General features: G+C 61.5%; 15 protein-coding genes and 1 pseudogene. 6 read left to right on the forward strand and 10 right to left on the reverse strand.

Features of this window, described 5'->3' with window-relative positions:
- Positions 1–54 precede the first annotated feature (54 nt).
- Positions 55–1,599, reverse strand: a complete 1,545-nt coding sequence (locus AC1DNW_RS24625) for an acid phosphatase (RefSeq protein ID WP_113312136.1) — start codon at positions 1,597–1,599, stop codon at positions 55–57.
- A 213-nt stretch (positions 1,600–1,812) separates the two neighbouring features.
- Here AC1DNW_RS24625 and AC1DNW_RS24630 point away from each other — a divergent pair, with 213 nt between their 5' ends.
- Positions 1,813–3,111 carry a cytochrome-c peroxidase gene (locus AC1DNW_RS24630; RefSeq protein ID WP_477854621.1) on the forward strand — a complete coding sequence of 433 codons (1,299 nt, stop codon included), beginning with the start codon at positions 1,813–1,815 and terminating at the stop codon, positions 3,109–3,111.
- A 59-nt stretch (positions 3,112–3,170) separates the two neighbouring features.
- Here AC1DNW_RS24630 and AC1DNW_RS24635 read toward each other — a convergent pair whose 3' ends face one another.
- Positions 3,171–3,593, reverse strand: a complete 423-nt coding sequence (locus AC1DNW_RS24635) for an organic hydroperoxide resistance protein (RefSeq protein WP_007818814.1) — start codon at positions 3,591–3,593, stop codon at positions 3,171–3,173.
- Positions 3,594–3,720: 127 nt separating this feature from the next.
- Between AC1DNW_RS24635 and AC1DNW_RS24640 the strand changes: the two genes are divergently transcribed.
- Complete coding sequence (locus AC1DNW_RS24640) at positions 3,721–4,197, forward strand: MarR family transcriptional regulator (RefSeq protein WP_113300315.1); 477 nt, start codon at positions 3,721–3,723, stop codon at positions 4,195–4,197.
- Between the two features lie 62 nt (positions 4,198–4,259).
- Here AC1DNW_RS24640 and AC1DNW_RS24645 read toward each other — a convergent pair whose 3' ends face one another.
- A complete protein-coding gene (locus AC1DNW_RS24645; protein WP_113509693.1) occupies positions 4,260–5,660 on the reverse strand; it encodes an MFS transporter in 1,401 nt (466 codons plus the stop codon).
- A gap of 123 nt (positions 5,661–5,783) precedes the next feature.
- On the opposite strand from AC1DNW_RS24645, the gene AC1DNW_RS24650 reads away from it, so the two are divergent.
- The gene (locus AC1DNW_RS24650) at positions 5,784–6,746 is read left to right on the forward strand and encodes a LysR substrate-binding domain-containing protein (protein ID WP_477854622.1); all 963 of its coding nucleotides are present in this window, start codon (positions 5,784–5,786) and stop codon (positions 6,744–6,746) included.
- Between the two features lie 143 nt (positions 6,747–6,889).
- On the opposite strand, the gene AC1DNW_RS24655 is transcribed toward AC1DNW_RS24650, so the two are convergent.
- From AC1DNW_RS24655 to AC1DNW_RS24675, 5 genes are all read right to left on the reverse strand, one after another.
- Positions 6,890–7,615, reverse strand: coding sequence for a L,D-transpeptidase (locus AC1DNW_RS24655; RefSeq protein WP_477854623.1), 726 nt, complete (start codon positions 7,613–7,615; stop codon positions 6,890–6,892).
- A gap of 176 nt (positions 7,616–7,791) precedes the next feature.
- On the reverse strand, positions 7,792–8,604 hold the full coding sequence (locus tag AC1DNW_RS24660; protein ID WP_113300230.1) for a L,D-transpeptidase: 813 nt from the start codon (positions 8,602–8,604) through the stop codon (positions 7,792–7,794).
- Between the two features lie 145 nt (positions 8,605–8,749).
- Complete coding sequence (locus AC1DNW_RS24665; RefSeq protein WP_113300314.1) at positions 8,750–9,673, reverse strand: alpha/beta hydrolase family protein; 924 nt, start codon at positions 9,671–9,673, stop codon at positions 8,750–8,752.
- Positions 9,674–9,788: 115 nt separating this feature from the next.
- The gene (locus AC1DNW_RS24670) at positions 9,789–11,414 is read right to left on the reverse strand and encodes a cisplatin damage response ATP-dependent DNA ligase (RefSeq protein ID WP_477854624.1); all 1,626 of its coding nucleotides are present in this window, start codon (positions 11,412–11,414) and stop codon (positions 9,789–9,791) included.
- A gap of 175 nt (positions 11,415–11,589) precedes the next feature.
- Entirely contained in the window at positions 11,590–12,600 is a 1,011-nt protein-coding gene (locus AC1DNW_RS24675; RefSeq protein WP_113297118.1) for a ligase-associated DNA damage response exonuclease, read from the reverse strand.
- Positions 12,601–12,758: 158 nt separating this feature from the next.
- On the opposite strand from AC1DNW_RS24675, the gene AC1DNW_RS24680 reads away from it, so the two are divergent.
- Positions 12,759–13,355: a DUF922 domain-containing protein gene (locus AC1DNW_RS24680; RefSeq protein WP_113297119.1), complete on the forward strand. Its 597-nt coding sequence runs from the start codon at positions 12,759–12,761 to the stop codon at positions 13,353–13,355.
- 5 nt (positions 13,356–13,360) lie between these two features.
- Here the strand turns inward: AC1DNW_RS24680 and AC1DNW_RS24685 are convergent, their stop codons facing one another.
- Positions 13,361–13,927 carry a dienelactone hydrolase family protein gene (locus AC1DNW_RS24685; protein ID WP_113309925.1) on the reverse strand — a complete coding sequence of 189 codons (567 nt, stop codon included), beginning with the start codon at positions 13,925–13,927 and terminating at the stop codon, positions 13,361–13,363.
- A gap of 139 nt (positions 13,928–14,066) precedes the next feature.
- Between AC1DNW_RS24685 and AC1DNW_RS24690 the strand changes: the two genes are divergently transcribed.
- Complete coding sequence (locus AC1DNW_RS24690) at positions 14,067–15,038, forward strand: glycerophosphodiester phosphodiesterase family protein (protein ID WP_477854627.1); 972 nt, start codon at positions 14,067–14,069, stop codon at positions 15,036–15,038.
- On the opposite strand, the gene AC1DNW_RS24695 is transcribed toward AC1DNW_RS24690, so the two are convergent.
- A complete protein-coding gene (locus AC1DNW_RS24695; protein WP_113309923.1) occupies positions 15,039–17,336 on the reverse strand; it encodes an EAL domain-containing protein in 2,298 nt (765 codons plus the stop codon).
- Positions 17,337–17,562: 226 nt separating this feature from the next.
- Here AC1DNW_RS24695 and AC1DNW_RS24700 point away from each other — a divergent pair.
- Positions 17,563–17,892: pseudogene (locus AC1DNW_RS24700) on the forward strand (TIGR03808 family TAT-translocated repetitive protein); the annotation flags it as partial.

Below are 17,892 nucleotides of genomic sequence, written 5' to 3' on the forward strand. Positions count from 1 at the left end.
AGTCGAAGTCTTCTCCCCAATCTGTGGGGAGAAGACATAGCGTTGTCGCGACGATCAGCGCGTCAGATCAAGCGCTGCCGTCAGGTTGCCCATCGGCGGCTCATTGTTCAACGCAAGCGCCTTGTCGCGGGCGAGCAGGCCCGGCAGAACCGGCAGGTCGTATCGGGCGGTGATCAGGCGCAAGATCGAGGTCGTGTCGTACTGGGTATGATCGACCATGCCGCCCTTGGCGTAGGGCGAGATGACGAAGGCCGGGATGCGATTGCCCGGCCCCCAGCGATCGGCCTTCGGCGGGGCAACGTGATCCCAGAAACCACCGTTTTCGTCATAGGTGACGATGACCAGCATGTGCTCCCATTGCGGGCTCTTTTCGAGATGCGAGACCAAGTCCGCGAGGTGCTGGTCGCCGCTCGAAACATCGGCATAACCGCCATGCTCGTTGAGGTTGCCCTGCGGTTTGTAGAAGGAAACGGCCGGCAGCTTACCGTCGTCGATATCCTTCGTGAAGGCTTCGCCGCCGAGGCCGCCATCCTTCAGATGCTCGGCGCGGGCGGGCGTGCCCGGCGCGAAATTGGCGAAATAGTTGAACGGCTGATGATGGAACTGGAAGTTCGGCACAGGCGTGGCGTTCTTGCCGTCGAGGGCTGCCTGCCAGGCGCCGCCATACCAGGCCCAGGTGATGCCCTTCAGCGATAGCAGGTCGCCGATGGTGATCTCGTGCTGCGGTGGTAAGGTGTTCGGCTGCGAGGGATCGGCGTAGGCGGCATCGCCATCCTTGGCAGGGGCGTTGGCGCTCGGCTGGTAAGGCGGCTGCATGGTGTTGACGGCGTAGAAATCCGGCGTGAGGTTGCCGTCGGAGACGAATTTCGGAGCGCCGTCGAGGGCCGATTTCGGGCCGTTGTCGGCCGGGATCAGCGAGATGCCGTCAGCATCCACCTTGGCGATGGTCGGCTTGGCCGGGCTCTTGTCCGCATCGGCATAATAGGGCGCGCAGGCGCAGATCAACTGGAAGTGATTGAAGAAGGAGCCGCCGAAGCCGCCCTGGAAGAAATTATCGGCGATGACGTATTTCTTGGCGACCTGCCACATGGGCAGGATCGAGCCGTCATAGTGGCCCATGACGAGGCTGCCGGAATCGGCCCAGGCGACGAACTTGTCGTTCTTGCCGCCGTCGATCTGCATCTGCTCCTGATAGAAGCGGTGCCAGAGGTCACGGGTGATGACATTTGTCGCCTGCGCGAAGCCTCTGGGATCGTCGATCGAGAAGACGGCATTGGCGAGGTGAGCGGACTGCGCCTCGGTGATTGCGGGCGTCACACCCTTGGCGGTCAGGCCGCCCCAGGAAGGCGGCAGCTCCGCCAGCGGCGCGCCGTCGCGATCGAGCTGGCGTGCCTGGCTTTCGCTGGCATTGGCGAGGCCATTGGCGCCCGGAAAGCTGCCATAGAGGTTATCGAAACTGCGGTTTTCGGCGTAGATGACAACGATATTCTCGATCTTGTCCATGCCTGCAGGTGCGGCAAGGGCGGCTGTGGCTGATACCAGCGGCAGCAGGGCCGAACCGGCCAGCGAAAGATTGCGCAGGAACTTCAGTCTGGTCATGGCGGGGGATACCTCATGGCTAAGGGGGCGTGGCTAGAGGAGCGCCCGGCGGAAATAGAAAGACCGAGCGCAAGCGAGACGCTATTCCCGCCGTCTATCAACTTTGTGACATTGGGCAGGTCGCACCTGCGGTCGAAAGGCGCGCGTCATCAATCTGTTGCAGTCAGGTTCGATCATGGGGGTAGACGATGTTAACTCATTGGAATCTTTCATATGGCGGCAAAGATTATCTGGCTCTTGCGATCCGGTCTGGCGCTCGGTTTGGCCGCCACCGCGCTCGGTTTGAGCCTTCTGCCCCTGCGGCAAAGCAGCGCGACCGTCATCGGGGGCGTGCACCCCGGCCCCATGTCGCGAGCCGACGCCTATGCGCGCGCCGAAGCGCTTACGGAGCTCGGCCGCAAAATGTTCTTCGATGCCTCGCTTTCCGCCTCCGGCGTGCAGGCCTGCGCCTCCTGCCACGATCCACATCATGGCTTCGCTCCGGCTGGCGCAACGCCGGTCGAAATGGGCGGGCCGCATATGGACCAGCCGGGCATGCGTGCCGTGCCGACGCTACGCTACCTGCAGGCCACACCCTCCTTCACCGAACACTTCTACGATTCCGAGGACGAAGGCGACGAGAGCATCGACAACRGGCCGACCGGCGGCCTGACCTGGGATGGGCGCGTGGACCACGGCTCCGATCAGGCGAAGATCCCGCTGCTGTCGCCCTTCGAAATGGGCAACAAGGATGAAGCTGAGGTCGTCGCCTCGCTCAACAAGGCGTCCTATGCCGAGGATTTGCGGGCGATTTTCGGCCAGGATGTCTTCGGCAATGCCGGGGATGCCTTTCAGGGTGCAGTTGAGGCGCTCAGCACCTTCGAGCAGAGCGGGCCGGATTTCTACCCCTACTCCAGCCGCTATGACGCCTTCCTCGCCGGCAAGGGCACACTGACGGCGCAGGAGTTGCATGGCCGCGAACTCTTTGAAGATCCGGCCAAGGGCAACTGTTCAAGCTGCCATCTGAGCGAGCCCGCCAATGACGGCGAGCCGCCGCAATTTTCCGATTTCGGCTTCCTAGGGCTGGCTGTGCCGCGCAACATGGCGATCCCGGCCAACAGCAATCCGAACTATCATGATCTCGGCCTTTGCGGACCTGAGCGTACCGACTTCAAGGACCGGGCGGACTATTGCGCGCTGTTCCGCACGCCGACGCTGCGCAATGTGGCGCTGAAGAAGAGCTTCTTCCACAATGGCTACTTCCATTCGCTGCGTGACGTCGTTTCCTTCTACGCCACGCGCGACAGCGATCCCGGCCGCTGGTACCCGAAAAATGCCGACGGCACGATCCGCAAATATGATGACGTTCCGCAGGTCTATTGGGACAATCTCAACCAGGACCCGCCCTTCGGCCGCAAGCCCGGCGATCCACCCGCACTGACGGAATCGGAAATCGACGATATCGTCGCCTTCTTGGGCACGCTGACCGATGCGGACCAGCTTCCAGGCCCGACGCGGCAAGCAATACATTGAATTCAAAAGCAAAGGCCGGAGCGATGCCCCGGCCCTTGTCGATCGATATCACAGAATAATCAGGCAACCGTGACCGGAACTTCGGTCGAGGTGCGCATGGCGTGGCTGTAGGGGCAAACGATGTGGGCTGCGGCAGCGAGCTTTTCGGCGGTTTCACGATCGACGCCGGGGATGTTGACCGTCAGCGCAACTTCGATGCCGAAGCCACCGCCATCTTCACGCGGGCCGATGCCGACGGTTGCGGAAACCGTTGTTTCCTCGGGAATCTTGACCTTTTCCTTGCCGGCTACAAATTTCAAGGCACCAAGGAAGCAGGCCGAGTAACCGGCCGCGAAAAGCTGTTCGGGATTGGTGCCTGTTGCGCCGTCGCCGCCGAGTTCCTTCGGCACGGTCAGCGTGACGTCGAGAACACCGTTTTCGGAAACGGCGCGGCCTGCGCGGCCACCAGTGGCGGAAGCTTTGGTGGTATAGAGAATAGGCATGACAATCTCCTTTGGTTGGCCCCGTTCGTTCGGGTTGAGTTTTTAATAACGCGCAATTAAATTGTACGCAAGTGAATTTTGCAAATTGCATTCGGAATTTGAAAAGAGGACAATGAAGACCTCGGGGATGGCAGACATGAAGGCGAGAACGGCGAAAGTGATCGAGATACCGGAAGAGGAAAAGCGGTTGGAGAAGCAGCTCTGTTTCGCAGTTTATGCGACGGCGCACGCCTTTACCCGCGCCTATAAGCCCATACTCGACAAGGTGGGCCTCACCTATCCGCAATATCTCGTCATGCTGGTGCTTTGGGAAAAGGCAGAACTGCCGGTGAAAACGATCGGCGAGCAGCTCGATCTCGATTCCGGTACGCTCTCCCCTCTCCTCAAGCGGCTGGAGCAGAACGGCCTTATCAGGCGCACCCGCGATTCCCGCGACGAGCGGCAGGTCATCGTGTCGCTGACGCCGAAAGGTCAATCGATGAAGGGCGAGATCAATACGATCATGTCTTCGATCGGCGAGGCGATCGGCTGCACGCTGGAGGAAATGGCCGTCATGCGCGACATGCTGCACCGGCTGCGGGGCAATCTCAACGCAAGCATATAGGCCGAGACATGATCACCGGCTGAAACGGGATGCCCGCGCCAAGCCGGCGCGGGCAGTTTACCTCACTCGGCTGCCTGATAGGCTTGCGGTCGAACTGTTGCGGTCTTCGGGCCGACAGCGGCAAGCAGAGTGATCAGGATCGCCAGCAGCGCCACGAACACGATACCGCCGACGTAAGGATCCCAGCCGAAATGCGGGGCAGCCGCGAAGATTGCGGAGGCCGCCGCGAGCACGATGCCGCCGCCGATCTGGAAGGAGGCAAAGAGCAGGCCGGAGGCAAGACCGGACTTGTCTTCTTCGACATCAGAGAGAGCGGCAACCTGGATTGCCGGATAGGTCATGGCATAACCGACGCCGAGCGGGATCTGGTTGAGAGCAACCAGGATGATCGGATCGATGTGGCCGACCAGCGCCACCCAGAGGATATAGCTCGTTGCCTGCAGGCCGACGCCGACCGCCATCAGGCCGGTCGTGCCGCGGTTCTGCGCAACGGTGGCAAAACGCGGCGCAAGGAACATGACGCAGACGCCGCCGAAGGCAAAGCAGAAGCCGGTGGCAAAGGCCGACCAGCCGATGACATCCTGATAATAGAGCGTTGCGATGAACTGGAAGCCGACATAGGCCCCCTGAAACAGCGCGGCGACGGCATTGGCATGGCTGAGCTTCGCTTTGCGGAAGATATGCAGCGGCACCATGGGATCGACATGGCGCGATTCCACGATCAGGAAGAGAGCGATCAGCACCAGTGACGCCACGAGCGAACCCCAGGTGAAGAAATCGTTCCAGCCTGCGGCCGCAGCATTGGTGATGCCGAAGACGAAAAGCAGAAGGCCGGGGGTAATCGTCAGCGCGCCAGCCCAGTCGAAGTGCTTGCGTCCCTCGCCGCGCCGTTCATCTGGAGGCAGGACGAAGGGGGCGATCGCCAGCGTGAGGATTGCGACCGGAGCGCCCATGACGAGCGTTGCCCGCCAACTCACGAGGGTGGCGGCACCGCCGAGCACCATGCCGAGCACGAAGCCGGTGGCGCCCGTGGAGGCGAAGACGCCGAGCGCCTTTGCCCGTTTCTCGCCCTCGCCGAAGACGGAGAGCAGCAAGGCAAGTGCCGCCGGCGCGGTAAAGGCGGCAGCAATGCCCTTCACCAGACGTGCAGCGATCAGCGTCGGCCCGCTGTCCACGAAGCCACCGGCGATGCTGGCGGCCGCGAAGATGCCGAGCGACCAAAGGAAGACGCGGCGGTGGCCGAAGAGGTCGGCGACACGGCCGCCGAGTAGCAGGAAGCCGCCATAACCCAGCACATAGGCACTGACGGCCCATTGAAGCGAGGTTGCAGGCATACCAAGTTCGGTCTGGATCGCAGGCAGGGCGACCCCGATGGTGGAAACATCCATGGCGTCAAGGAAGTTCGCAGCGCAGAGCAGCAGCAATGCCAAGCTGGCTCCGCGTCGAGATGGGGAATTGGTCATCGATCTCAGTTCCTTCTTTGCTGCCGCCTTCGCCGGGAGGCTGGCGGGCGGCAGGGAACGAGAAAATGTACAGCTTCAAATCCTATTGCAAATTGATAGTAGCCATGCCAGGTATTACCAATAATGATGAATGACGCCACCCTTCGCAAAATCGACCTGAACCTTCTGCTCGCCTTCTCGGTGCTGATGCAGGAGCGCAATGTCAGCCGCGCAGCCGAAAGGCTGCTGCTCGGCCAGCCAGGGCTTTCGGCCGCGCTCAAGCGGCTGCGCGAAGCACTGGACGACGAACTGTTCGTGCGGGTCGGCCGCGGCCTGCAACCGACGGCTCGGGCGCTGGCCATCGCACCGGCAATCGAGGATGCGCTCTCCGGCATCGAACGGGCCATCCGCCCACCGATGAGTTTCGATCCGACAACCTGGCGGGGCGAATTCCGCGTCGGCATGTGCGACAATCTGGAGACCGCCTTCTTCGGCCCGCTGGTCGCACGGCTGCGTGAGCTTGCGCCGGCTGCGCGGCTCGTGGGCGTCGCAGCCGACAAGCGCGATGCGGCGCAGATGCTCGATGACGGCGCGTACGAGTTCAGCATTTCCGTTCATAGCGAACCGGCCTCCTGGCATGTCCGCATGCCGCTTTTCGAGCAGTGTTCGATCGCCATCTACGATCCGCAGCAATTGAAGCTGAAGCCACCGCTCAGCGTCGAGGATTTCACCGCCGCGCCGCACATCGCCATCTCCTTCGTCGGCAGTGCAACCACCGCAGTGGACGCGGCCCTCGACAAGGTGGGCCTGAGCCGCAATGTGGTGGCGACCGTGCCGCGCTATTCGGCTGTTCCCCCGGCGCTCAGAGCCATGCCGTCGATCGCCGTCGTGCCGGAATCGCTTGGGCGCTGCATGGCGCAGCTCCATCATCTCGAGGTTTCGATGCCGCCGATCGAGTTGCCGGCTGATCCGGTGTCCATGCTCTATCGGCGGGTTGACCGGGCCGATGAGCGGGCGGCGTGGTTTCGGCGGCTGTTTGTCKAGGTGGCGGATAAGGCGCTGCTTGCTTCCGGGTGCAAGGCTGGGATTTGCGCTGAGGCGGCGTAACTATCAAGTCAAAAGAAAACCGCCCGTGTTGGGCGGTTTTGTGTTTTGGGCGAGGCACCCTCCGGCCCTGCGCTTGCGCTTCGGGCGTTCGTCACTGCAATCGATTCACTGGATCGATTGCTCGGGCTTCGCCCGACCGTTCCTCACTGCCAAACAACGATCGGGGTCTTGTTCGGAACGCGATCGTAGAGGTCGATGATGTCCTGGTTGAGCAGGCGCACGCAGCCCGACGAGACGGCCTTGCCGATAGAGCGCCATTCCGGGTTGCCGTGCAGGCGGTAGAGCGTATCTTCATTGTTCGAGAAGATGTAGAGCGCACGCGCACCGAGCGGGTTCAAGAGGCCAGGCTCCATGCCGCCACGCTCGATCGAGTATTTCGCAAGTTCCGGCTGACGGGCGACCATCTCATTCGGCGGCTTCCAGCGCGGCCATTTCTGCTTCCACTGGATCACGCCGTTGCCCGCCCATGCGAAGCCTTCGCGGCCGATACCGACGCCGTAGCGCATCGCCATGCCGCCGGGCTGAACGAGATAGAGGAAGCGCGAAGGCGTATCGACGACGATGGTGCCGGGCGGCAGGCCGGTCGGATCCACGACCTGCTGGCGATAGTAGCGCGGATCGATCTGCTGGTAGGGAACGGCGGGGATCAGGAAACCGCCGTCTTCGATTGGGCCGTACATGACGGCAAGTTCTGCTTCGCCGGGCGCGCTCGTCGTCTGGAACGCGCGGAAGGGCGAACGGTAGCTGATCGACATGCCGCCATTCTCGACCGTATTCGAGGTGGAGGCACAGCCTGCCAGCGCGGAAGCCGCTGTCAAAGCCGAAAAGGAAAGAAAACTACGACGGKAGAGGGATTTATCGAGGCTCATGACGCGGAACTAATTTCCTTCGTGATACGGGGCTCGCCATAAGCGCAGCTGACCCCTGATTCGTCCAATGCCGAAATCGACAAGGAAAAAATCTATCGGCTTATGCTGAATAAACCATAGCATCACGCAGACGTGTCCGGCTCCGGGCAGACGATCTCGCCTGCCCTGTTGCAGCCCTACATCACAACGATCTCGGACTTGGCCGGCACGCGGTCATAGAGATCGACCACATCCTGATTGAGCATGCGTACGCAGCCGGAGGAAACCGCCTTGCCGATGGACTGCCAGTCGGGGGTGCCGTGGACGCGATAGAGCGTGTCCTGGCCGTCCTTGAAAATATACATGGCGCGGGCGCCGAGCGGGTTTGCGAGGCCCGGATTCATGCCGCCGTTTTCCGCGGAGAAGGGACGGACTTCCGGCTGGCGCGAAACCATTTCAACCGGCGGCGTCCAGCGCGGCCACTTCTGCTTCCACTGGATGACGCCGCGGCCCTTCCAGGCGAAGCCCTCGCGGCCGAGGCCGACGCCGTAGCGCATCGCCTTGCCATTGCCTTCGACGAAATAGAGGAAGCGATCCTTGGTATCGACAACGACGGTGCCGGGGCGCTCATTGGTCTGGTAATCGACCTCCTGGCGCAGATATTCCGGCTGGATGCGGCTGGCGGGAATGGCCGGCAGCGTGAAATCGCCGTCCCTGACCTGCCCGTACATGCCCATGTTGAGGTTCAGCGGATTGCTGACCGGCAGGCCATAGGTCTGGTGGAACTGGGTCTTATAGAGTTCGCGCGTCTGCGGCACCGGCTGGTCGGGTATCGGCTTGACGCGGCGCGGATCGACGCCCGGCGGCTCGTAAAAGACGGGGGAGATTTCCTGCACGAAGCGCGCAGGCGAATCGGCTGCGACATCCGGAATGAGAATATTGCAGCCGCTGAGCGTCATTGCAGCAGCCGCGAGCCCGGCAAACGGGAAAGCCCGGCGCAGAAAATTCATGAAACCACCCTCATCAGCGATAACAGAGACAGCATATCTGCTCGCAGGATGGCATTCGCGGCTGGCGCGAGGCTGGTGGCAGAGGCCGAAACGGCACCAATAAGCAGTGGATGCAGGCCCTTGCCGGATCAGCATCCGGCGGCTGTCAGGCCGCGACACCGTGGAAGAACTGGATGCTCTGTTCGATCTCGGCGGGAAGCGCCGAGGTGTGGTTGCCGGTGACCAGGTCAGCTTCGATACGCGTGCCCGCCGCACGGGCGCGCGCGACGAGCAGGTCAGCCCGGTCGTTGAAATGCGATTCCTCCGTGCCGTGCAGCACACGCACCGGGCATTTGAAGCTGTGCGCATAACAAAGCGCCGTGCGCACCTCGAACTCATGCGCGTTCGAATCGTCGAAGCGAATGTCTTCGGGGTAGCGGTTGAAGAACCGGAAGGCGTCCGCGTTACCCGAAATCGGCACGGCCGCCCGGAAATGACGCGTACTCATCGCCGTCAACATGGTCAGCGTGCCGCCGATGCTGTGACCGGCGATAAAGAGACGCTCGGGATCGATGCCCGGCAGATGGCGCAGACGCTCGGTCGCGGCGAGCACGTCGTCGACTTCGTCATAGAAGCCGGAAAAATTGCCCATCTGGCCGTTTTCGCCGCGCACGGACGGCATCATCACCACATAACCGGCATCCACGTAAGGTTTCATGAGCTGCCAGTGGCCCATGCCCATGGCATTGCCCCCATGAAGGAAGAGGATGCCGGGCTTGGCCTTATGCTCCCGCTTGTATCTGGAAACCCAGGCCGTCAGTTCCAGCTCGCCGCCGTAGCCGGAGCGGTAGAAGATCCGGTCGGCATCGGCGGGTGCCGTCAGCGGCTCGTATTTGTCCGGCGCCGGCCCCTTCTGCAGCAGTTTGGTGCGGAAGTGATGGCGGACACCAGCATAGTCATGCTTGGCGAGTCTTGGAACGTCGGGAACATCGAAGGCATTCGCAAGGCTGGGCAGCAAAAGAGAGCCCGCCATGCCTGCAAGCAGACCGCGGCGTCGACGGAAAAAAGCATTTCGTTCTTGCGAGTTCATACGCGGCATCCATCATTTTCCCGGCTCAAAAAATCTGCACCGGAAGCGCGTTGCCGCCAATACACATGCTGTTGAAAACGGGGGGCCTGCGTCATTGTTGCGCAGGCAGATGTCATCAACCCGCCTTGGCGTCGATCATAGCAATGAGCGTGCGCAGGCGATCGGCCTCGTAAGAGGGCTTGTCGGGACGCAATCTTGCGATGCGGGGGAAGCGCATGGCAACGCCGGACTTGTGGCGGGTAGAGCGGTTGATTCCCTCGAAAGCAACTTCCACCACAAAGCCGAATTCCTTGTCGGCCCTGACAGCCCTGACCGGTCCGAAGCGCTCGGTCGTGTTGTTACGCACGAACTTGTCCAGCACTTCGAGCTCGGCATCGGTGAAGCCGAAATAGGCCTTGCCGACGGGAACCAGCTGTTCGCCGTCCTCCCCTTCCGCCCAGACGCCGAAGGTGAAATCCGAATAATAGCTGGAGCGCTTGCCGTGGCCGCGCTGGGCGTACATCAGCACCGCATCGACATTGAAAGGGTTGCGCTTCCACTTGAACCACGGCCCCTTCATGCGGCCGGCCTGATAGATGCTGTCCCGGCGCTTGATCATCACGCCTTCGATGACGGGATCGGGCGGGGCGGCACGCAGATCGTCCAGCTCCTCCCAGGTCGAGAACGGCACCAGCGGCKACAGATCGAATCGGTCGTGAGGCGCGTGTTCGATGATTTCGGCGAGACGGTCGCGGCGCTCGATATAGTTCTTGCCGCGCACATCCTGCTCACCGTCGAAAAGCATGTCGTAAGCGCGGATGAAGGCGGGATATTCCTCCAGCATTTTTGCCGTCACCGTCTTGCGATTGAGGCGCTGCTGCAGATCGGAGAAGGTGCGGGTCGGGTTGTTGGAGCGCGCCGTACCGCCGACCAAAAGCTCGCCGTCGACGACGCCGGCAAAGCTGATCGATTGGAGTATATCGGGGAAGGCGCCGGAGATATCGTCGCCGGAGCGGGAGTAGATCCTGCGCGTCTCACCGGAGCGGGAAAGCTGGACGCGGATACCGTCCCATTTCCATTCGGCGGCATATTCGGCGGGGTCGAGAGCATCGAGATTGCCCTCCTCCACCGGATTGGCGAGCATGACCGAGTGGAAAATCGCAGGTGTTGCAAGCACCGGCTTTTCTTCCCCGCCCTCCAGCCATTTGAAGAGGCTTTCATAGGGCGGCTGCAGTCCGTGCCAAAGCGTTTCGATCTCGGTGACATCCTTATTGCCGAGATCGGCCAGCGCCTGCTTGGCGAGGCGGGCGGACACGCCGATGCGCAGCGCCCCGGTCGCAAGCTTGATGAAGGCGAAGCGGCCGGAGGAATCGAGACGGTCGAGCAGGTCGCGCACGAAGCTGCGCACCTCGGTGCGGCCGAGGGAGTTCATCTTGACGACGACTTCTCCCAGGCGCGGCTGGGCAAGCGCGGAACGGTCGATATCGCGCTCATTGTCCCAGACCAGCGAGATGGTTTCGGCAAGGTCGCCGACATAGTCATAGGAATAACGAAAAAGCACGTCGTCCATGCGTTCCAGAACCAGTTCGCGCAGCATGGCGGGCTTGACGTCGCGCACCTCGAGCGTGCCGGCGATGGCGGCAAGGCCGTAGCCGCGATCGGGGTCCGGCGTGTCGCGGAAGTAGTCGGTCAGCAGTTTCAGTTTGCCGTTGCGGCTGGGGGTGAGGACCAGGCGGTCTAGGAGGTCGGCGAAGGCTTTCATATTGAACCTCCGACTTCGGAGAAAGTCCCCTCCCCAACCCCTCCCCACAGGTGGGAGGGGCTAAACTGCAGATGCTTCCAGGTCGCTGCAAACGGAATGCCGAGGGTGCGGCACGAAAGCCCCTCCCCCTTGTGGGGAGGGGTTGGGTAGGGGTTTTCAGCCGCAAACGCCATCCTCAATCCCCCTCATCTTCATAACCCACCAGATGCAGCGGCTTGGCCTTGATGCCCTGCAGCTCGCACCAGCGGACCAGCGCCTCCTCGCGGCCATGAGTAACCCAGACTTCCTGCGGGGCAAGTTCGGTGATCGTCTCGGTCAGTTCCGGCCAATCGCAATGGTCTGATATGACGAGCGGCAATTCAACGCCGAGCTGCTTGGCGCGCTGGCGCACCATCATCCAGCCAGAGGCAAAGGAAGGCAGCGGGTCGTTGAAGCGACGTGCCCAGCGGTCGGCAAAGGCAGAGGACGGGCCGACGACGACGGCGCCCTTGAAGACGGACTTATCACGGCTTTCGATGGTGGCCGGCAGGAGTTCGCCGAGATCGATGCCCTGGCTCACGTAATAATCGCAAAGCCTTTCCATGGCACCGTGGATGTAGATCGGCTCGCTGTAACCGGCATCGCGCAGCAGGCGGATGACGCGCTGCGCCTTGCCAAGCGCATAGGCGCCGACGAGATGCGTGCGTTCGGGGAACTGGCGCAGTGAGGCGAGCAGCTTGCCGGTCTCGTCTATTGGATCGGGATGATGAAAGACCGGCAGGCCGAAGGTCGCCTCGGTGATGAAGACATCGCAGGGCACCGGCACATAGGCTTCGCAGGTCGGGTCCGGGCGGCGCTTGTAATCGCCTGATACGACGATGCGTGTACCATTCTTCTCGATGGCGATCTGGGCCGAGCCCAGCACGTGGCCGGCGGGATAAAAGCTCACCTTCACGCCATTGACGACGAGTTCCTCCCCGAAAGCGACCGGCTGTTCGCTGGCCGAGAAGCCGTCGCCGTAGCGGATGCGCATGATGTCCAGCGTCTGGCGGGTGGCGAGCACGTTCACATGGCCCGGACGAGCATGGTCAGAATGGCCATGAGTGATCAGCGCCCGCTCCACCGGCCGCACCGGATCGACATAGAAGCCGCCTTCCGGGCAATAGAGCCCTTCGGGGGCGGGATAGAGCAGCGCGTCTGGTCTCATGACAGCAAAGATAGTGGGAAATGTGTTTTGCGCCAGTGGGATACGCAGCGCCAAATTTAGCAGTGAAGGCGGGCCATGCGCGTCGCCCCGCCATTGCATCCGCCCACAAGCCTCGTTAGCTTCGCCCGCGCTGCAGCGGGTAAGCAAACGAGAGGCGTATGAAGACTGTTTTCGGATATGCATTGGTGGCGCTCGGGCTGATGCTGCCTGCCGCGGCCGCGGCAAACGACTGGCAGCCGAGTGAGGAAGTGAAGGCTTACGCAATCACCGGCCGCACCGGCATGGAGCTTTACCGGTCGATCGGCGAACGCGGGCCGCAGGTCGGGCCGGGACGGGTCATCGCGCATACGACTTTCAAGCTGACCTGGACGCGCAAATATGAACAGCAGGGCAGTGCCTGCACGCTGACTTTCGCAAAGCCGAAGCTCACCATCATCTACACGCTGCCGAAAGCGCCAAACGACCTGCCGGCGGCCACCAAGGCAAGCTGGGATAGCTTCATCACCGGCGTGCGCACGCATGAGCGTTGGCATGGCGAGACGATCATCGAAATGGTCAAGGAGATCGAGACGCTGAGCAACGGCTTCTCGGTGCCTGACGATCCCGGCTGCAAGAAGATCAGGCCCGAACTGACGGTCCGGCTCGGGGAACTCTCCAACAAGCAGCGCCAGCGCGGCCGGGATTTCGACCGCGTGGAAATGAGCGAAGGCGGCAACATCCAACAGCTCATCCTGAAGCTGGTGAACGGTTCCTGACCGGTTCAGAGCGCGGCGAGGAAAGCGTCGACGCGGCTCCAGGTGGCCTCCGCCGCCTTTGCATCGTAGTCAGGCAGCGACGGATCGGTATAGAGATGACCGACGCCGGGATAGAGGAAAATCTCCAGGCCGATATTGGCTCTTGCAGCATGCGCGCGCCACGGAGCTACCTCGTCCGCCGGTGCGAACTCGTCGGGCTCTGCGAGATGGACCTGCAGGGGAATGCCTTCGCGCGCATTGGCCGGAATTTCTGCGATACCATGCAGCAAGAGAATGCCGGCTGCTTGCGGTCGGCCCGACCAGAGGCTTGCGGCTACGCCTGCGCCCATGGAGAAGCCGCCGAGGACGGCCGAGGACGGCAAGTCGGCGACCGCCTTTTCAGCGCGCCTGCAAAGTTCGGCCCAGCCAATCTCTTTCTTGAAGGCGAAGCCTTCTTCGAGGGTGCGCCCTACCCTGCCCTCATAGAGATCGGGCGTGATCACCTGATGGCCGCCCGCGCGCAGACGCTCCGCAGCATCGCGTTCAAGGGACCGAAATCCGTAGACCGAATGAAAAAGTACAATCGCCGCCATCGCTACCTCCCTGCTTTGCGGGGTCAACATAGGGTTTCTGCAACGTGAAGGCGAGCCTTTACCCATAAAAGCCCCAAATGAGCCAAAGATCCACCGGAATCGCTTTCTAGCCATTTGCCAGGCACGACCGGAGGGGATGATGGGACGGAAGCTCAAATATACAGGCGTGGCGGTTCTCGCCTTTGCCGCCGCAGTTTATCTCAATAATACCAGCTTTTTAGCCGAACATAGAGAGGGCAAGCCACTGCTTCTGGCGCATCGCGGCATCGCCCAGCGCTTCGACGAGACGGATCTGAAGAACGATACCTGCACGGCCACGCGCATGCTGCCGCCGAAGCACGATTATCTTGAGAATACCATCCGCTCGATGCAGGCGGGCTTCGATGCCGGCGCCGATGTAGTGGAGATCGATGTGCACCCAACGACGGACGGACAATTCGCCGTTTTCCACGACTGGACGCTCGACTGCCGCACGGACGGACATGGCGTCACGCGCGAACATTCCATGACCGAGATGAAGACACTCGACATCGGCTATGGCTATACGGCCGATGGCGGCAAGAGTTTCCMCTTCCGCGGCAAGGGCATCGGCCTGATGCCGACGCTCGACGAGGTTTTCTCCACCTTCCMGGACAAACATCTGCTCATCAATGTCAAAAGCCGCGACCCCTTGGAGGGCGAGAAGCTGGCTGCCGTGCTGAACGGCCTTCCTGCCGAACGGCGCGCGAAGATCATCGTCTATGGCGGCAATGAGCCGATCGACCAGCTCCGGCAACTGGCGTCCGATATCCGCACGGCTTCACGCGCCAGCCTGATGGGCTGCCTTACCGGCTATATCGGCTACGGCTGGACGGGCATTCTGCCTGATGATTGCAAGAATGTTATGATGCTGGTTCCGATCAATTATGCGCCATGGCTCTGGGGCTGGCCGGACAGGTTCCTCAACCGCATGCAGGATGCAAATACACAGGTCTTCGTCATCGGCCCCTATCACGGCGGCGGCTTTTCGACCGGTATCGACAATGCCKAACGCTTCGCGCAATTGCCAGCCAATTACTCCGGCGGCATATGGACGAACGAGATCGAGACGATTGCCGATCTGATGAAGTGATCAGGCGCCACGCGCCAGCAGCATGACGACGATCTCTTCCGGCGCGACAGGCTTGGAGAAACGATAGCCCTGCGCCTCCTCGCATCTGACATGGCGCAGGAATTCCAGCTGCGCATCGGTTTCCACGCCTTCGGCGAGCACCGAGAGTTTCAGCGTCTGTGCGAGCGAAATGACGGCCGACGCAATGGCGACGGCGGTCTTGTCGGCAGGCAGGGCCTCGACCAATGAGCGGTCCATCTTCAACCGGTCGAAGGGAAAGGTCTTCAGCGCGGCAAGCGAGGAATAGCCGGAGCCGAAATCATCGATCGACAGGCGCACGCCGAGCGCACGCAGCGACAGCATGATGGCGAGCGCGCGGGCGGCATCCTGCATGATGACGCTTTCAGTCACCTCCAGTTCCAGCCAGCGCGCATTGAGCCTATGGCTATCGATCGCTTCGGCGACGTGGGAGGCGAAATCAGGATCGGCAAACTGCTTGGGCGAGACGTTGACGGCCATGGTCAGTGGCGTCAGGCCCATATCCTGCCAGGTGCGGGCCTGGCGACAGGCCTCGTTCAGCACCCAGAGACCGAGCGGCACGATGAGACCGGTTTCTTCCGCAAGCGGAATGAAATTGACAGGCGGTATCACGCCCTTCTCCGGATGGTTCCAGCGCACCAGAGCTTCGAGGCCGGTAATGCGGCCGGTCGCGACATCGACCTGCGGCTGGTAGAGCAGGAAAAGCTGGTTGGCGACGATCGCCTGGCGCAGTTCCTCCTGTTCACTGAGTGGCAGGCCGGCGGAATTGCTCACGACGCCGTCGTGATATTGCAGCGTGTTCCGGCCTAGCTGTTTGGCACGGTACATGGCGCGATCCGCGTTGGTGAGCAACTCGTCCGGTGTGGCGCCGTCCCATGGGAAGGCAGCGATGCCGATGCTGGAGGTAACGGCGATCTCACCTACCTCGGAGCGGACCGGCTTGGAAATCGCCTTCTGCAGTTCACGCAATCGCCGCATCATGCCGGCATCGTGGCTGGACTGGTGGACGAGCACGACGAGGAATTCGTCGCCGCCGAGGCGCACGACCATATCAGAGGCGCGCAAACAATTCGCCATGCGGGCAGCGGTCTCCTTGAGCACCTCGTCGCCGGCGGCATGACCGCTCGTGTCGTTGATCTCCTTGAAATTATCAAGATCGATATAGGCGACAGTGACCTTGCGGTTGTTGCGGCGAGCCTGATCGAGGATCTTCGCCATTCGCTCCTTGAGAAAAGCGCGGTTCGGCAGGCCCGTCAGATCATCGTGATGGGCCATGAAATGGATGCGGTCATCCACTCGCTTGCGCTCGATGGCGATGCCGGCGATATGGGTGGCAAGTGCCACCAGCGTCATCTCGTGTTCGGTCGGGCGTCGCGTCTCTTTTGAATAAAGCGCGAAGGTGCCGAACACATTCTTCTGCGACGTGCAGATCGGCGTGGACCAACAGGAGCGGAAGCCGAACTGGCTGACCATTGCCCGGAAATCCTCCCAGAGCGGATCGGCCATGACGTCTTCGACGATAACGGTTTCGCCGCGCCAGGCTGCCGTGCCGCAGGAGCCGACTTTCGGGCCGATAGCGACGCCGTCGATCATGCGGCTATAGGCGCCGGGCAGATTGGGAGCCGCGCCGTGGTAGAGCCGCGTACCCTCGCTGTCGAGCAGCAAAATGGAGCCGGAAATGCCGGTCATCTGGCGCTCGATCATGAGCACCAGCGCCTCGAGGATCATCGGCAACGGTTCGTTGCGGGCGATCATTTCCAGAAGGTTCGCCTGGCCGCGATAGAGCTCCTCCTGCCGCTTGCGCTCGGTAATATCGCGAGACACGCCAATGAGGCCAACCACCTCGCCGCGGTCGTTGCGCAGCGGTATCTTGGAGGTCAGACGACACATGATGCCGCCATCCGGCAGCGGCACGAATTCTTCCATGTCGATGCGGGGCTCGCCGCCCGACATGATGTCTTGCTCGACATCGAAATATCGGCGGGCCGTCTCAAAATCGAACAGGTCGAAGTCACGCTTGCCGGCGATCTCGGCAGCGTTCTCCAGCCCGTGGCTGCGCGCCATGACAGCATTGGCGAAGACGAAGCGGCCGTCACGGTCCTTGACGTAAAGAAAATCGGGAAGCTCGTGGACGATCGCCTTGAGGCGGAGGTTCTCTATGCCTTCGGAAAGATGATGGGCAGTCGCCGCCATCATTGCCTCTGTGGCAGCTACGATACGTTGTGTCTCGGCACTGAAGTTATCACCAGATTCCCAACGTCGGACACCCATTCCATTCATGACGCTGTTCTCTCCCGGTAACCGCAGGCCTATCCACAATAGTCATAATTGAAACCGCTTTCTAAAATAACGAGCATTTCCTTCGGGGTGTTTAAATGGAAAGGTGAACAAGACGACAATATTCGAGAGGTTGCGTTTGCTACTCGACCGATGGTTATTCTTCTTCTGCGGATATGTGTCGAAAAGAAACATTTCTGCTGGCATGATTCCTGCGTGAGGCTGTGACATGAAGAAAGATTTCAGCAAAATCTCCCGGCGGGATATACTTGGCATGGCAGCTGCTTCTGCAGCCGCCATGATGGCGCCGCGCGCTTTTGCGGGTCCCGTCGGCGCAGGGCAGCCCTACCTGCGCGGATCGATCGATGCTGTGCAGTATCGCGCCATTCCCGAAAGCGGCGACAAGAAGAACCGCAATCTGCAGCAGATGATCGAGAAAGCGGCGCTCGAGAACGTACCGGTCTTCCTGCCGCCTGGGACCTATCGCATCTCCAACCTGACGCTGCCGGACAATACGCGGATCACAGGCGTGCCCGGTGCGACGCGGATCGTCTATACC

Source organism: Rhizobium sp. 05L429, from assembly GCF_056397645.1.

What these genes read in the sequence shown, in the direction of transcription:
- AC1DNW_RS24625 (WP_113312136.1), bottom strand. Translation starts at nt 1,599, where the DNA reads ATGACCAGACTGAAGTTCCTGCGCAATCTTTCGCTGGCCGGTTCGGCC.
- AC1DNW_RS24635 (WP_007818814.1), bottom strand. Translation starts at nt 3,593, where the DNA reads ATGCCTATTCTCTATACCACCAAAGCTTCCGCCACTGGTGGCCGCGCA.
- AC1DNW_RS24640 (WP_113300315.1), top strand. Translation starts at nt 3,721, where the DNA reads ATGGCAGACATGAAGGCGAGAACGGCGAAAGTGATCGAGATACCGGAA.
- AC1DNW_RS24645 (WP_113509693.1), bottom strand. Translation starts at nt 5,660, where the DNA reads ATGACCAATTCCCCATCTCGACGCGGAGCCAGCTTGGCATTGCTGCTG.
- AC1DNW_RS24660 (WP_113300230.1), bottom strand. Translation starts at nt 8,604, where the DNA reads ATGAATTTTCTGCGCCGGGCTTTCCCGTTTGCCGGGCTCGCGGCTGCT.
- AC1DNW_RS24665 (WP_113300314.1), bottom strand. Translation starts at nt 9,673, where the DNA reads ATGAACTCGCAAGAACGAAATGCTTTTTTCCGTCGACGCCGCGGTCTG.
- AC1DNW_RS24675 (WP_113297118.1), bottom strand. Translation starts at nt 12,600, where the DNA reads ATGAGACCAGACGCGCTGCTCTATCCCGCCCCCGAAGGGCTCTATTGC.
- AC1DNW_RS24680 (WP_113297119.1), top strand. Translation starts at nt 12,759, where the DNA reads ATGAAGACTGTTTTCGGATATGCATTGGTGGCGCTCGGGCTGATGCTG.
- AC1DNW_RS24685 (WP_113309925.1), bottom strand. Translation starts at nt 13,927, where the DNA reads ATGGCGGCGATTGTACTTTTTCATTCGGTCTACGGATTTCGGTCCCTT.
- AC1DNW_RS24695 (WP_113309923.1), bottom strand. Translation starts at nt 17,336, where the DNA reads ATGAATGGAATGGGTGTCCGACGTTGGGAATCTGGTGATAACTTCAGT.